This is a genomic window from Acinetobacter sp. HA (assembly GCF_000264725.1).
Classification (GTDB): Bacteria; Pseudomonadota; Gammaproteobacteria; order Pseudomonadales; family Moraxellaceae; genus Acinetobacter; species Acinetobacter schindleri.
Window position 1 is genome coordinate 75,123 of the sequence record NZ_AJXD01000012.1, and the last position, 14,868, is coordinate 89,990.

The window sequence follows — 14,868 nt, forward strand, 5'->3', positions numbered from 1 at the left end:
TGACGTCTACCTAAAGTCTGCTGCACACTTTTTTAGTTTTTTAGCTAAAAGGGTTCAAGATTCAGTTTCATTCAGAATAGGAAATTAATTTTTTAGTTTCTTTTACTACTAGATTTTAAAATATCTATTTTATCGTAATCTTGAATCAGTACGCCTTTATCTACTAAAAGCTCTTTTATCCTGTTGTTTTAATAAAATACTTTATACTGCTAGATGAAAGCATTTTATGACGTGCAGGACAGCTCATGCGTTTCCTCCAATCTATAAGAACAGCACTTCAGTCCCGACTTTATTTCTTTATTATCTTTCCATCTATCCTGATTTGGTATTTTATTTTCTATTCAGCGACTCCTTTAAGCTGGTCTACCTGCATTTTGATGAGCTGGAACATTACCATTTATGCTTACTTACTTTTTACTATCAAAAAGCTCTGGCACATAGACCATCACCATATCTTGCAACGTGCCATACAACAGGATGCCAGCAAATGGGTCATTCTGGTGCTCGTCATCATCACTTTAGTGATGTGTTTTATTGCCATAATTATTGAAATTCATCATTTACCTAAAGATGCTGCCATCAGAACCGGCCATTTAGGGCTATCCATCCTGACTATTATTTCGGCCTGGTTCCTGATGCATACCATTTTTGCGATTCATTATGCCCATGACTTTTATTTAGCCCTTGAAAAGCATAAACATGGCGGACTGGCTTTTCCAAGTACGCCAAATCCAACCTATCCCGATTTTCTGTATTTTAGCTATATTATTGGCACTTCTGCGCAAACGGCCGATGTATCAATTACCCGCCAACCCATGAGAGTACTCAATACTTTACATTTGCTTCTGGCCTATGGATTCAATACCACGATTTTGGCCATCGCTATTAATGTAACAGCAACCTTTATCAGTACTTGAACACACAGCATTTAATAATAAATAAACTGTAGTGCCAAGACTGTGACTTGTAAATTTCTCAGATGTTCAAATGAGTGCAATTGGAAAAATGCAATCCATGCAATAAAAATTGGTAAATCAGAGCGCTCACCCATTCATGAGCTGTTCTGAACAAGAGTTTATTAAATAAAGATTTGTTTCTTCAGGCGAAATAAATATACGATCATGATATTGAGAACAAAAAAGAGACTATACCGTGCGTCATTCTTATCATCTTGAAAAACATTATTTTGAACGGGCGGGCTGGTTGCGCGCAGCTGTACTCGGGGCAAATGACGGAATTATTTCTGTCACCAGTCTGGTGGTGGGAATGGCAGCCAGTGGCGCGTCCTCACATATCTTGTTGGTGACTTGTGTAGCCGGATTAATTTCCGGAGCTGCGTCGATGGCTGCTGGAGAATATATCTCGGTCAAATCCCAGCAGGATATTGAAAAGAATGATCTGAATATGGAGGCACGTGAGCTTAAACGTCATCCAGAACATGAACTGAAAGAACTGGAAAATATTTATATCCAGCGTGGCTTAACCCCTGAGGTGGCCCAGCAAGTTGCCTTGCAGCTCACCGCACACAATGCTTTAGACGCACATGCCCGCGATGAAATTGGTATATCAGAAAACACTTCGGCTCAGCCTTTTCGGGCTGCATTTTCGTCCGCTATCGCTTTTACTATAGGCTCACTATTTCCTCTACTTTCTATTTTGTTACTGCCTGAACAGTACCTGGATAAAGGCGTGATGCTGATCGGTGTGCTTAGCCTCGGGATTATGGGCGCACTGGCAAGTTATACGGGAGGGGTGAGTATCTGGAAAGGTTCGGCTCGAGTCATGCTTTGGGGGGTGATTGCTATGCTATTTAGCTCCTGGATTGGTTCATTATTTAATGTGGCTGTAGCTTAAATATACTCAGGATGTGCTTTTCAAATTCGCACTAGCCAGGGAAACATCCTTTTTAAAATAATAAGTCTAAACAAGGTTGGAACAGTAGCATTGAAAATTTTATGAAGTTCGCAAAGAAAGTATTTTAAGTCATTTTTAAGCTTCAGATTTTAGGCTAAAGCATCTTAAAGTCTTTGAACTAAAAAAATGCTTAAGCTGCCTTCTTTTCCCGGTCTACGCCAGATCAAACCCATCAGCCTTGCACGCTTCAACCTGTTACTCGCCATTTGGCTGGGACTGGTCTTAAACTTTGCTTTCTATCAGAAAATCCATCAACTGACGCCCTATACCAATCTCAAGGCAGGCGCATTATTGGCGGCTACAGTCCTGGTGATTATCGGCTTGTACAATCTGATCTTGCAGTGGCTAAACTGGAAATGGAATGCCAAGATACTAGCCAGTGTGCTGATCATTCTGGGTGGTTTTAGTGCTTATTTTGTCAATAGTCTGGGTGTGGTGATTACCCCGGACCAGATCCAGAATATGCTGCAGACCGATACCCGGGAAGTCCATGATCTCTGGTCAATACGGCTGGTGATCTGGACGCTGGTCTTTGTGGTTTTTCCGCTGTGTATTGTCTGGATGCTAAAAATTCAGCCTGCATCTTTTGGGCGTCAATTGTGGCATAAAAGCCTGAGCAGTCTGCTTTCTGCCGGATTGATTCTAGGACTGTTATTCTGTTTTTATGTCGATTATGCAGCAATCTTCCGCGAGCACCGCGATCTAAAGGGCATGATTTCCCCGCAAAACAGCATTGCGTCCACCGTATCTTATTATAAAAAGAAAGCACCTAAAGCCAATTTGCCTTTAATCACTTATGGTGAAGATGCCCATCTGCTACAGCAGGCTCAAATGCAGAAGCAACCCAAATTGATGGTGCTGGTGGTCGGGGAGACTGCACGTGCCGAGAGTTTTGCGTTAAATGGCTATGCGCGTAATACCAATCCTGAACTGGGCAAATTGGCAGTAATTAATTTTAGTCAGGTCAGTTCCTGTGGTACAGCAACTGCCGTTTCAGTTCCGTGTATGTTTTCAGGCATGTCCCGTCAGAATTATGACGAACAGTTAGCCAGCCACCGTGAAGGTTTACTGGATATCGCTCAGCGTGCCGGTTATCAGGTGACCTGGATCGACAATAATTCTGGCTGTAAAGGAGCTTGTGACCGGGTGCAGCAATACCAGATTCCTGCACCACTGAAACAGAAGTGGTGTGATGCTGCTGGGGAATGTTTTGATGAAATTCTGGTGGATAGCCTGAAAGATTATCTGGCACATCTGGACAAAAATAATTTGAAACCGCAGTTAATCGTGTTACATCAGATGGGCAGTCATGGCCCCGCATATTTCAAGCGTTCCAAAGCGCCGTATCAGCCGTTCCAGCCGACCTGTAACAGCAATGCCATTCAGGGCTGTAGCGCTGAAGAATTAAAGAACAGCTATGATAATTCGATTGTCTATACAGATCATGTGCTCGCTCAAATTGTCGAGACTCTAAAACAGCAAAGCCAGTATCAGACCGGTTTTTGGTATCTGTCTGATCACGGAGAATCGACCGGAGAGCATGGTTTATATCTGCATGGCGCACCTTATAGTATGGCACCGACCCAGCAAACCCATGTTCCGATGCTGATGTGGTTTTCGCAGGACTGGATGCAGCAAAATGCCCAGCAGGTGAGCTGTCTCAAAGCACAGACCAAACAGGCGCGCAGTCAGGATCATCTTTTCCCAAGCTTATTAAGCCTGCTGGATATAAAAACGCAAGTGACTGAAGCTAAAAATGATATGCTTGCACAATGCTCATCATCATTAAAGAACAGAGCTTGAAATGCATAAAATACTGATTATTGAAGACGACTTTATGATTGCCGAGTCGACTGAAACCTTGCTCAAGCTGCATCAATTTGATGTGCATTGGGTCAACAATGGCCTGGATGGTTTAAAGCAGTTACAACAGCAGGCCTATGATATTGCCCTGCTGGATCTGGGCCTGCCGATGATGGATGGCATGCAGGTACTCAAACATATCCGGCAGAAGTTCCCTAATTTGCCGGTGCTGATTATCTCTGCCCGGGATCAGTTACAGAACCGGGTCGATGGGCTAAATCAGGGGGCAGATGATTACTTGATTAAACCCTATGAATTTGATGAACTGCTGGCCCGTATTCATGCTTTGATCCGACGCAGTAGTCCCCCAAATACCGGGGCAGAGAGCCATAAAAAGTTATCACACAGTGGTCTGGAATTGGATCTGGAGCAGCATATCGCATGCTTTAACAGTCAGCCGATCGAGTTGTCTAATCGGGAATGGTCCATTCTCACTGCATTACTCACTCATCCCAGCAAAATTTTTTCTAAAAATGATCTAGAAGACAAGCTTTATGACTTCGATAGTGATGTCAGCAGTAATACCGTTGAAGTGTATGTGCATCATCTGCGGGCGAAATTAGGCAAAGACTTCATCCGCACCATACGTGGGCTAGGGTATCGCTTAGGATGAGCGCCATGCAAAAACGTTATTCCTTGCAAAAACGTCTGGTTATTTATATTTCATTATTTAGCCTGGTATTAGGCTGTGTGCTGATCTTTTCAGCATACCGGATTGCACTCGAAGAAATTAATGAAGTACTGGATAAACAGATGCAAAGTCTGGCAGAGCGCATTGCAGAAAATCATCCGCGACCGCTACAAAGCCAAATTGATCTGGAAAAACAGTACAGTGAAGAAGATCTGTTTGTAGATATCTGGTCTTACGCAGAGACAGCTACTCCCTTGCATCCACAGAATGTGCTGGTTGCACCGGTCAAAAAAGCAGGTTTTTACAAGCATCAAACGCCGTATGGAACCTGGCTCACCTATATCATTCCAAGTGACCAGTTGCAGATTCAGGTGAGTCAGCAGCAAAATGTCCGGCAGGAGCTGGCGCTGGAACTGGCCGGCAATATGTTTCTGCCTTATGTGCTTTTCTTACCTTTTGCTGTGTTCGGTTTAGGCTGGATGATCCGGAAAAATTTTCAGCCGCTGCATGATTTTAAAACGGAACTGGCCAGCCGTAAGGCGCAAGAATTAAAGCCGATTGAAATGAAAGATTATCCCCTGGAGCTAGAACCGACTATTCAGGAAATGAATCATCTGTTTGGACGAATTTCTCTGGCTCAACAGGAACAACGTCAATTTGTCGCGGATTCTGCCCATGAATTACGTACACCATTGACCGCACTCAACTTGCAGCTGCAAATTTTATTGCAGCATTTTCCGCAGAGCGACTCGCTTCATAATCTGAGTCAGGGTGTTTTGCGCATGCAGCATCTGGTCAACCAGTTATTGAGTTTGGCCAAACAGGATGCTTCCGACAGCTTAACCGAGCCGGCACAAATGCTTTCGCTCAATCAGATGACCGTGGCCTGCATTGAGCAGATGATTCAGCTGGCCTTACAGAAAGAGATTGATCTGGGCGTAGAACAGCAACAGGAATTGCGAATTCAAGGACAAGCTTCGACCTTGCACTCGATTATTTATAATTTAATTGATAACGCGATTAAATACACTCCGAAAGGCGGCGTGATTAATGTATCGATTTTTCAGCAAGGCCAGCAGGCGATTTTACAGATTGAAGATAGTGGAGCCGGGATTGATCCTACACAATTCGCCCAGATCCGGCAGCGTTTCTACCGGATTCATAACCATGCCGAAATTGGCAGTGGTTTGGGTTTGTCGATTGTCGATAAAGCCACCGAGCGCTTGAGTGGAACGCTAGAATTTTCGCAAAGTAGCAGTCTGGATGGTCTGTGTGTACAGGTTAAATTTCCTGTGGTCGAAGCCTAAGTGGATAGGCTTTGGTTTTTAGGCATTAAGGCTGTCTGATGTTCATATGCATGGGGTGATTTGCCAGTGGCATTTTGTGGCTAAACAGTGCATAGCCAATGACATTCATGCACCAGATCATCCAGCCAGTCCACAGGTTATGACTCAGAAAATGCGCACCGCGCATCATTTGTGCCCAGCCCATGGCGAAGCCTAAAATCAGTGCCGCGATCAGGAAAAAATAAGCCCGCTTGCGGTTAGCAATCCGATAGACAAAATAGCCAGCCATCAAGGCAAAACCGCTGGATGCATGTCCTCCGGGAAAACAGTGTCCGGCAGTGGCACTCAAATCCCACAAAATACCATCATGGGTAGGAATAATCATATCCCAGGGACAGGCATGCGCCGACTGGGATTTTAAAATACCAATTGAGGCCGTGGTCAGCACCACCATGCTAAAGAAATAGCCAAATTCCCAGCGCCGTTGATGCCAGTTCTGCCATTTCAGTGAAACTAGCCAGCCGGCTAACAATGTTATGTACACCAGAATCAGCAGATTTTTGACATAGTGGTGATTGAGCTCGGCCAGTGCCCAGTGTTGCCGCAGGGGAAATTGTCCCTGATCATCAATGAACGGATAGATCAGCTGTAAATCAACCCTCCCAGCTACATCAAAAAAATTCCAGAGCATCAAAAAACTGAAAATCAGCAGCAATGTTTGTGTTAGTAAAAACCGGGAATGCTCGAATATCATTTTAAATCTTCCATTTTTCTTGCTGTAGCAGGCGCGTGGTCAAATCAAATGACCCGCTAAAATAAGACCCCAGGTCACGGTAATTAAACTGAGTGCTACAAACTGGGCGGCGCTGCCCATATCCTTGGCATTTTTAGACAGTTCATGCTGCTCCATGGAAATACGGTCTACCACCGCCTCAATCGCCGAGTTAAGCAGTTCAACGATTAGCGCCAACAGACACACGGCCACCATCAGTGCTTGCTCAACCCGGCTCACCGGCATGACAAAGCTCAGAGGAATCAAAATCAGATTGATGAGCAGGATTTGCCTGAAGGCCGCTTCATTTTGAAAGGCTGTTTTAAAGCCGGCCACGGAATAACGAGTCGCATTCAGAATACGCTGCATTCCCGAGGTGCTTTTATAGGGTGAACGGTAGGAAGACATAGCTGTCATGAGTCAATAAAAGGAAACTCTAACTTAAGATTTCGTGCTTAAAACTCTCTTAAAAAAATGGCCTCTATGTGTTTTTTAATAAAAATAATATTTAAATTTATATGCAGAATTAAGATTTTTTTAAGTTTGGAGTTTTATCTTAAGTATTAAGTTATTTTTCGTGATGTGATCCACATGACCTGCGGCAGATTTGATCTCAAATCATTCTGTTAAGAACAAGAGAAAGTATTTATGCCTAATTTAACTGCAACAATTATGGATGCTACTTCTGGTATTGGTCAGGCTATTGCAAAGGTTCTGGGCCAAAACGGGGTCAATCTGGTTCTTGTTGGGCAGAATCAACAGATTCTGCAAAGAGTACATGACAATATAGCCCAATGTTATCCACAGCTACAACTGGATTTAATTCATTGCAACTTTGCCGATCAGCAAAGCAGAGAAGAGCTGGTAAAAGCTCTTGCTACGCTGAATAAACCCATTCACTACTACATTAATAACATCAGTATCAGTGATTTCAAGCTATTTACACAGCAGTCGCAAGAAATCATGGAACAAATAATGCTGATTAATGCAGTTTATCCAATGCAGCTGATACAAAAGATCCTGCCATTGATATCTATCAGTCCGCCTGGCCAGGTCATTAATGTGGGTTCAACCTTTGGCAGTATTGGCTATCCTGGATATGCTAGTTATTGTGCCAGCCAATTTGCCCTGCGTGGTGCAACCGAAGCACTAGCCCGTGAATACAGCAAAAGTTCAATCAGATTCAGATACTTTTCATTACGGGTTACCGAAACCAATATTCATCATTCAAATGCAATAGAAATGAATATCAGACTGGGAAAAAATATTGACAGTCCCGAATTTGTTGCTGAAGAACTGTATTGGTTTTTACATCGGGATTGTCAGTCGTATCAGGTCGGCTATCCTGAAAAATTTCGATAGCTGTTAACCAGATTTTACCAGATTTAATATCAGCATCGATTAATAGAGAGTTACCAACGATTTGTGAATGTGCAGAAAAAGTTGCTAGTTTCTAACTGTGATTCACAGACTAAAGAAGCAGGATAGTAATATAGTTCCCTTAGAGTGGCAGGTATCAATCCCTCCTTGGATACCTGCTTTTTTTTTAGAAAAATACTCAAAAATAAAGCTGCAAATTACAAGTCTTCCAAGTAGAAGATAGCTGAAGCTATGATTAGTTGTATTGGATTTCACTTATATATTGATCCGAAGTCCACTTCATACTTTAATATTTATATCAATTTAACTCTAAACAAAAATATTCTTTTTATTGACCAGTTAACTCTTAAAATTAAAAAACATTCAAAAATTAAAATGCCGGCATTGAGCCAGCATTTTAATTTAAGTGAACTCTTTAACCGGCTATAACACCGCCATCATTACGCGTAATCACAACAGTTGCTGAACGTGGACGTGCGGTCTTGTTCGAACGATCTGATTGACTTGCAGGCCAGTTACTGGTTGGAGCATCAAAGGTTTTAGAATCTTCACCCGGATGCTGTACATTGATGAAAATGGCCTTATAGTCCGGTGTCATGGTTACCCCTGTGATTTCACACTCTTTTGGACCAGTCAGGAAGCGACGTAAATTTTCATTGGTCACTTGGGCACCCGCAATCGTCGCTTGACCATTAGAGGTTGTTGCTGGACCACCATCACCTACTTGTCCAGGCAGGGCAGCCAGCATCATACAGTTAGTGGTATCTGTATAAGCGCCGTCGTCTGTCTGAATCCAGAGTACGCCACGAGGATCAAACCACATACCGTCTGGTGAAGACAGATCATTATTATCATTTAAGCCTGACAGGTTGATATTGGCATCCATAGATGCTTCAGCACCGAACAGGTAGATATCCCATTCAAAGCTTTCTGATGCAGCGTTTTCTTCCTTAAAGCGAATAATATGGCCATTCACATTACCTTTACCGCCTTCAGGATCTGAGTAATTACGTGGATTGGCAGCATCAACAGGTTGCGCCGAGTTATTGCCACGATTACTGTTATTAGTCAGGGTAACGTAGACTTCACCATTCTCCGGGTTAACGGCTACCCATTCAGGACGGTCCATCTTCGTTGCACCAACGGCATCGCCTGCCAAACGTGCAAAAGTTAATACATCCGCATCAGAGCTAAAAGGATATACCGCATTTTCTGCAGTTAAACCATTTTTACCGTGAGCAAGTTCAATCCATTGACCAGTTCCATCTGCATTGAACTTGGCAACATAGAACTTACCGTTATTCATATATTTGTCACCAGCACGGTAGCCGGTATTGATATCTTTTGGATCCCATTTTGCATCAGAGACAAATTTGTAAATGTATTCACCACGTGAGTCATCGCCCATGTAGAAGGCAAACTGTTCACCTTCAATCGCACGGCTAGCACGACAGTCTTCGTGAGCGAAACGGCCCAGTGCAGTACGTTTTACCGGATTCGCACTGTTATCAAATGGGTCAATTTCAACAATCCAGCCAAAGGTATTTGGTGCATTACGATAGTCTTGACTTGCAGATGCTTTGGTTACGTTAGCTGACCAGCGGTCATACATATCTTGTGATTCAACTCCAGCCTGAGATGTTTCCCATGCATAACGTGAAGATTTATCTAAATAAACAATACGGTCTTGATCATCGCGTTCCGGAACTTTTTGTCCTTGTGCATCTAGAACATAAACAATACTATTTTTCTCATCACGTTTAACTGTACCATCGGCATTTTTTTCAGTTTGATATGAAATATCTAAGCCTAAGCCATAACGCTTAAGTGCAGTTTTCTCAGCTTCGCTACGATCTGCATATTGGTCTGTACCTGAACGCTGGAAATAACCAATAAAGTTTTCCTCGGCAGTTAAATAAGTGCCCCATGGTGTATAACCATTACCACAGTTATTGTGTGTACCACGAGTCTGACGACCGGTAGGAGAGAAAGCAGTGCGGACTAATGGAGAGTTTGTCACCGGCCCAGAAAAATCCATCACTGTTGAAGCCGTAATACGGCGGTTAAATGGTGAGGATTTAACGATTTCTACCGCTTGAGTTTCGGTATTTTTCTTAATATGCATAATTGAAACACCATGTGCATTCACTTCACGGATGACTTCATCTTCTGGACGACGACCATCAACTTTTGTTGGTCCTTGAGGATGTAAAAAAGTTTGATTGATATATTCATGGTTCATCACCAGCAGGCCATGCTCAGATGCATTCTCGTCATAACGGCCAGTCTTAGTGCTTAAACCAAAATAGCTCATACCATCGTGGCAGTCACCAGAACGGAACTGAAAGCTTGGGCCGTTCGGAATATTGTTATCGTCCCAGTCAGAGTAGATAGGATGAATTGAGTCACCCATTGCATATAGGACAGTGGCTGTATAGCCTTCAGGAACCGTAACCCAGTCATCTAGGTTTTTTTTCACTGGGCTAAAACTTAATTTTTCTGGACGAGCATTGTTGTCTGTTGGCGGATTCGGATTGCTCTCATCGTCCCCAATATTGCCATTATCATTGTCATCGCTACACGCAGTCAGGCTAGAAGCCAGTGCCAATGCTGCAGCCCCACTTGCAGTCTTTGCAATCAAGTCACGACGTGACATAGATTGTTCTAGAATATCCCGAAAATGATGATTATCTGAAGTGTTATTGTCCAGTTCCTGATTTTCATCATAAGGTAGGTAATCTGTCATTGTTTTATTCCCACAAATAAGGTTTGGTTGTTTTAAAGTCAGAAATAAACTAGCAGTTAAATATGACTAAAAGGTGAAGCTTTTATTTCAAAATAATTAAATAAAACATTAATTTATATAAATAAATTAATATAAAAAAGCCCCCAGTAAGGAGGCATTTTTCTTAATTAGCTATTTTTTAGATGCCGCTTTTCCAGAAATTTTCCGGCCATTAAACCTAGCTCAAACAGCAGCCACATGGGTACAGCCAGCATGATCATGGACAGGGCATCAGGGGGCGTTACAAACATGGCCACAAAAAAACACCCCACCACAATAAAGCGTCTTTTTTCTACCAAGGTCTGTGTGCTCACCACACCGATCAGAATCAATAACAGGGTAATAATCGGAATTTCAAAGGTAAATCCAAACACCAGAAAAAGTTTTAAACAGAAGGCTAGATAACTATTAATGTCAGTCATGGGCGCGACGGTTTCAGGCGATACACTGATAAAAAAATGCAGGATAGACGGTAAAGCCAACAGATAGGCAAAAGCGATACCCGCATAAAACAGGACAATGCTGCCAATCAGGAGCGGCAAAGCCAGTACTTTTTTCTTTTTCATATAGTGCCGGCTTAACGAAGGCCCAAAGTTGATACAAGATAAAAGGCATGGCGATCAGCAGGGCAACAAAAAAGTTCAATTTAAACGGTGCCATAAATGTCGCAGTTACATCGGTGGCAATCATGGTGGAACTTGCCGGTAACTGGGCGCGTAAAGGCTCGGATAAAAGCTGATAAGTATGCGTCGCAAATGGTAGCAGACAGAAAAACAGTCCGATCAATATTCCTACAATCTTGAAAAGATGCTTGCGCAGAATCACTAAGTGTCGGGTAATCGGCATTTCTTCTAGATGAACTTTCTGGGGATCGCTGCTGGCTTGAGTCGACGGTAAAATATTCATACGGCCACCTTCATGTCAGGATATTTTTTTTCTTGCTTAGCGACCTGCCTAGCCGGAGTTAAATGAACCGGGGAAAGCGGTTGATTGACCAGTTCATAACTTGACTGAGTTTTCAGTACCGGCTGTTCTGAAATTTTTGTGACCGGCTCAATTGGTGCATTGAGATCAGCCATTTGTGTCTGCATTTTGGCTTCCAGTTCCTGAATACGTTTCAGCTCGGTTTGCATTTGCTCACGTAGCTCAGACAGACGCAATTCACGGTCAAGATCATTTTGTATATTGCTGACGGTTCTTTTTATCTTGGTAGACCATTTACCTATAAAACGAACTGCCTCAGGTAGCTTATCTGGTCCGAGCACTAGAAGTGCAATTACCCCAAAGGCTAGCAGCTCAGTCATTCCAATATTGAGCATAACGATACCTTAACTTTTGATTGAACTCTCGCTGACTTTAACTTCAGCATCAATAGTGCGGGGCTGTTGAATTTTTGCCGCTTCAACCTCTTCTTCACGTACAGATTTTTTAAAGTCCTTGATTGCACCGCCAACATCTTTGCCCAGATTTTTGAGTTTAGACGTGCCAAAAAGTAAAATTACGACGATTGCAAAAATAAGTACGTGCCAAATCGATAATCCTGCCATGTTGTCCTCATTACATCTTTTTTAAATTTATGGGCTTATCTCAACATGAATAAATGACAAATCCATGACGTTTTGATGGCAGTTTGGAGACAGGAAGCAAGAGGGAAGTTCGCAATGAGTTGTGCTGTTTATTTTTTAAATTTTTCTGGTTTATAAACTTAGTAAAGTTAATATTTTAAGAAATGAAAAAAAGTAAACATCCCCAGACCTCTATCATGTCAAAGTAGAGGTCCGGGAAAAATTAATAGCGAATCCCTAATTTTTTCAATTTTGAAATTAAGGTCGTTGGATTAATTGCAAGTAATTTGGCCGCACCATCTTCACCAAAAATTTTTCCTTCACAATGCTGGACAGCCCGTTGCAGGTTTTTAATTTCTATTTGTTTAAGCTCATCAATACTAAGAATATCTGAATTACCATTTTCCATGATTATCTTCGTAGATATACCGTGTAATTCAGAAAGCATTTATTAGCTAATTATTCGCTATATAGCGAAATATAGACAACATAAACCCTAATGTTCGCCATATAGAAAATATAAGATAAATATAGTAAGATATTCGCCATATAGCAAACTCATATATACTGGTTAGCAATATTTCGCTAAATGACGAACAGATGGGGGGGGGTTTATGGCTAGTCGTGCAGAGATTGGAGTAAAAATACGTGAAGCAAGGCAGAAATTAGACTACACACAACAAATGATGGCAAAAAAATCTGGAGTCAATAAATCCACCATTTCTGAAATAGAAAATGGTCGTTTCACAGGCTCATTTGATATTTTTGAACGTCTAATAGATGCGGTTGGATTGCAGTTTGAAGTCACGCCCAAAAAACGAAATCTGCCAAATTGGAATGACATCGATACTTTATTTAGTGAAGAAGATTGATGGACAACTTTCAACTACCAACAGAAATCAAGTCTATTGAAGTATTTACAGATAATTTCAAACAAGGCTTGTTGACACATAGTGATCATTATTACTATCAACCAGTACAAGAACAAAGATTTGTATCTCTTACCATGACTTTGCCTGATATGCAGGGATATTCACATGGGGCATTACATCCTATTTTTTCCCAAAATTTACCAGAGGGGCATAATCGCCATTTTATTGCCAGTAAACTTGCTCGATATGCTAATGTGAATGAAATGTATTTATTGGCTCTACAAGAAGCTAATGGTATTGGCATGTTGTCCTATAAAAGTGAATTGCAATTACCAGAAGTAGAAATAGTTAGCCTCGATGAAATTCTTAACTACAATAGCCAAGTTCCACTTTTTCCACAATTATTAGAAAAATATTATTTACGAAACTCTTTAGCTGGAGTTCAGCCCAAAGTTAGCATTCCTAATGTGACTACTCTAACGGAGCGTACTGTTCAACAAAAAGACCTGATTGTTAAGTCTTATGATGCAGACTTTGATTTACTGACGGTAAATGAATTTGTCTGTATGGAAGCTGCTCGTTATTGTGGTTTGCAACCACCCAAAACATATTTATCAGCCAATTTAGAAACCTACATTATTGAGCGTTTTGATAAAGCTGCTGATGGAACCAAATTAGGCTATGAGGATTTTACGACTCTTCTCAAAAGGTCTAATGACCCAAACGAGAAGTACAAGGGGAGCTACGAAAACTTGCTGAAAGCCACCTATCTATACACCCGAAGTGAAGCAGAAGTCGTAAAAATGTATAAGTACATCGTTTTTAATTGCCTGATCGGGAACGGTGACGCTCACCTTAAAAACTTTGCTCTGCAATATACGCCAGATATGAGCGATATCTTTGTATCACCACCTTTCGATATCACACATACACTCATATATAAAAATATTGATAATCAGCTCGCTCTTAAAATAAATGGCAGCAAGCAATTCCCGACTAAGGCAGAGCTGTTGAAATTGGCTGAAAGTCCTGAATTTCGCATTAGAAATGCCAAAGAAATTATAGAGTATTTCAGTGACCAAATTGCTGACTATTTAAAGTTATCCAATGAAATTGAATACTTAGATGGATTGCGAGAATCTATTAAGCAGAATCTATCAAAGGTAATGAGCACTCATTCAATCAAGCCTGTATATAGACATGACAAAAAGAAAAAGTACAAATAATCCATTCTAGAATAATTTACAACCGTAGTAGCTACTATTATTGAGAGATGCCCTCAGAGACGTGGGATTTATTTTCCATTCAATGATATAGAATAAACCCGAACAGACTGGTCATATCGGTAACAGGCTGACATTTATTGAGGGAGGGAAGTGTTGACTTAGGTATTCCTTGGCAGTTTGGCGGGATCAGAGATAGTAATATTGCGGTTTTGAGATTAGTAGATATAAGTAACACCAGAATGGATTTCTCAGATTTACAGTAGAAATTCTTTTAAAAAGCTTGAATACCAAGATGCAATTCGCAAGGAAGGTGAAGATTTTGCGATTGAATACAAAAGAAAAGCTTTGGTCGCTAATGTATAAAAATCGATGAAAATTTTTGATAGATCGAAGATTTTATTTGATAAAACTAGTAATGATTTTTTCCTAAGTGAGTTTTATTTCATTATTAGCTTTATTTTTTCGCAATTTCATTTTTAGCTTTAATTTCTACTGAAAATTTCAAAATTAATTTTTATGAACAACATATATAGAGATAGGCTATCTGCATAATATCCCATTTAACATAATATAC

Annotated in this window: 13 protein-coding genes and 2 pseudogenes; 8 read left to right on the forward strand and 7 right to left on the reverse strand. The window is 41.3% G+C overall.

What is annotated here, in order from left to right; genetic code table 11:
- Nucleotides 1-245 precede the first annotated feature (245 nt).
- The 5 genes from HADU_RS03395 to HADU_RS03415 all read left to right on the forward strand — a co-directional run bounded on the left by HADU_RS03395 (nucleotide 246) and on the right by HADU_RS03415 (nucleotide 5,715).
- On the forward strand, nucleotides 246-917 hold the full coding sequence (locus HADU_RS03395; RefSeq protein WP_034592161.1) for a DUF1345 domain-containing protein: 672 nt from the start codon (nucleotides 246-248) through the stop codon (nucleotides 915-917).
- 235 nt (nucleotides 918-1,152) lie between these two features.
- A complete protein-coding gene (locus tag HADU_RS03400) occupies nucleotides 1,153-1,854 on the forward strand; it encodes a VIT family protein (RefSeq protein ID WP_008303574.1) in 702 nt (233 codons plus the stop codon).
- Between the two features lie 186 nt (nucleotides 1,855-2,040).
- A complete protein-coding gene (locus HADU_RS03405; RefSeq protein WP_008303575.1) occupies nucleotides 2,041-3,717 on the forward strand; it encodes a phosphoethanolamine transferase in 1,677 nt (558 codons plus the stop codon).
- A 1-nt stretch (nucleotide 3,718) separates the two neighbouring features.
- Nucleotides 3,719-4,390 (forward strand): response regulator transcription factor, encoded by a 672-nt coding sequence (locus HADU_RS03410; protein WP_008303577.1) that lies wholly within the window; start codon nucleotides 3,719-3,721, stop codon nucleotides 4,388-4,390.
- A 5-nt stretch (nucleotides 4,391-4,395) separates the two neighbouring features.
- Entirely contained in the window at nucleotides 4,396-5,715 is a 1,320-nt protein-coding gene (locus tag HADU_RS03415) for an ATP-binding protein (RefSeq protein ID WP_005222038.1), read from the forward strand.
- 25 nt (nucleotides 5,716-5,740) lie between these two features.
- On the opposite strand, the gene HADU_RS03420 is transcribed toward HADU_RS03415, so the two are convergent.
- A complete protein-coding gene (locus HADU_RS03420; protein ID WP_005222037.1) occupies nucleotides 5,741-6,448 on the reverse strand; it encodes a phosphatase PAP2 family protein in 708 nt (235 codons plus the stop codon).
- Nucleotides 6,449-6,487: 39 nt separating this feature from the next.
- Nucleotides 6,488-6,874, reverse strand: a complete 387-nt coding sequence (locus tag HADU_RS03425; protein ID WP_005222036.1) for a diacylglycerol kinase — start codon at nucleotides 6,872-6,874, stop codon at nucleotides 6,488-6,490.
- 240 nt (nucleotides 6,875-7,114) lie between these two features.
- On the opposite strand from HADU_RS03425, the pseudogene HADU_RS03430 reads away from it, so the two are divergent.
- Nucleotides 7,115-7,923, forward strand: a pseudogene (locus HADU_RS03430) (SDR family NAD(P)-dependent oxidoreductase).
- 338 nt (nucleotides 7,924-8,261) lie between these two features.
- Here HADU_RS03430 and HADU_RS03435 read toward each other — a convergent pair.
- The 5 genes and pseudogenes from HADU_RS03435 to HADU_RS03455 form a co-directional block, all read right to left on the reverse strand.
- Nucleotides 8,262-10,592: a PhoX family protein gene (locus tag HADU_RS03435; protein WP_008303587.1), complete on the reverse strand. Its 2,331-nt coding sequence runs from the start codon at nucleotides 10,590-10,592 to the stop codon at nucleotides 8,262-8,264.
- 167 nt (nucleotides 10,593-10,759) lie between these two features.
- Nucleotides 10,760-11,417: pseudogene (gene tatC, locus HADU_RS16085) on the reverse strand (twin-arginine translocase subunit TatC).
- A gap of 116 nt (nucleotides 11,418-11,533) precedes the next feature.
- The gene (gene tatB / locus HADU_RS03445) at nucleotides 11,534-11,950 is read right to left on the reverse strand and encodes a Sec-independent protein translocase protein TatB (protein ID WP_008303590.1); all 417 of its coding nucleotides are present in this window, start codon (nucleotides 11,948-11,950) and stop codon (nucleotides 11,534-11,536) included.
- 9 nt (nucleotides 11,951-11,959) lie between these two features.
- Nucleotides 11,960-12,178 (reverse strand): Sec-independent protein translocase subunit TatA, encoded by a 219-nt coding sequence (locus HADU_RS03450; RefSeq protein ID WP_008303591.1) that lies wholly within the window; start codon nucleotides 12,176-12,178, stop codon nucleotides 11,960-11,962.
- 241 nt (nucleotides 12,179-12,419) lie between these two features.
- A complete protein-coding gene (locus HADU_RS03455; protein ID WP_005222029.1) occupies nucleotides 12,420-12,605 on the reverse strand; it encodes a hypothetical protein in 186 nt (61 codons plus the stop codon).
- Nucleotides 12,606-12,810: 205 nt separating this feature from the next.
- On the opposite strand from HADU_RS03455, the gene HADU_RS03460 reads away from it, so the two are divergent.
- Nucleotides 12,811-13,068 carry a helix-turn-helix transcriptional regulator gene (locus HADU_RS03460; RefSeq protein ID WP_008303594.1) on the forward strand — a complete coding sequence of 86 codons (258 nt, stop codon included), beginning with the start codon at nucleotides 12,811-12,813 and terminating at the stop codon, nucleotides 13,066-13,068.
- A complete protein-coding gene (locus HADU_RS03465; protein WP_008303595.1) occupies nucleotides 13,068-14,294 on the forward strand; it encodes a type II toxin-antitoxin system HipA family toxin in 1,227 nt (408 codons plus the stop codon). Before HADU_RS03460 ends, HADU_RS03465 begins: the two co-directional genes overlap by 1 nt.
- Nucleotides 14,295-14,868: the final 574 nt, after the last annotated feature.

Excerpts from the sequence above, each read along its gene's own strand:
- HADU_RS03395 (WP_034592161.1), top strand. The coding sequence starts at position 246 with ATGCGTTTCCTCCAATCTATAAGAACAGCACTTCAGTCCCGACTTTAT.
- HADU_RS03405 (WP_008303575.1), top strand. The coding sequence starts at position 2,041 with ATGCTTAAGCTGCCTTCTTTTCCCGGTCTACGCCAGATCAAACCCATC.
- HADU_RS03410 (WP_008303577.1), top strand. The coding sequence starts at position 3,719 with ATGCATAAAATACTGATTATTGAAGACGACTTTATGATTGCCGAGTCG.
- HADU_RS03415 (WP_005222038.1), top strand. The coding sequence starts at position 4,396 with ATGCAAAAACGTTATTCCTTGCAAAAACGTCTGGTTATTTATATTTCA.
- HADU_RS03420 (WP_005222037.1), bottom strand. The coding sequence starts at position 6,448 with ATGATATTCGAGCATTCCCGGTTTTTACTAACACAAACATTGCTGCTG.
- HADU_RS03425 (WP_005222036.1), bottom strand. The coding sequence starts at position 6,874 with ATGTCTTCCTACCGTTCACCCTATAAAAGCACCTCGGGAATGCAGCGT.
- HADU_RS03435 (WP_008303587.1), bottom strand. The coding sequence starts at position 10,592 with ATGACAGATTACCTACCTTATGATGAAAATCAGGAACTGGACAATAAC.
- tatB (WP_008303590.1), bottom strand. The coding sequence starts at position 11,950 with ATGCTCAATATTGGAATGACTGAGCTGCTAGCCTTTGGGGTAATTGCA.
- HADU_RS03450 (WP_008303591.1), bottom strand. The coding sequence starts at position 12,178 with ATGGCAGGATTATCGATTTGGCACGTACTTATTTTTGCAATCGTCGTA.
- HADU_RS03455 (WP_005222029.1), bottom strand. The coding sequence starts at position 12,605 with ATGGAAAATGGTAATTCAGATATTCTTAGTATTGATGAGCTTAAACAA.
- HADU_RS03460 (WP_008303594.1), top strand. The coding sequence starts at position 12,811 with ATGGCTAGTCGTGCAGAGATTGGAGTAAAAATACGTGAAGCAAGGCAG.
- HADU_RS03465 (WP_008303595.1), top strand. The coding sequence starts at position 13,068 with ATGGACAACTTTCAACTACCAACAGAAATCAAGTCTATTGAAGTATTT.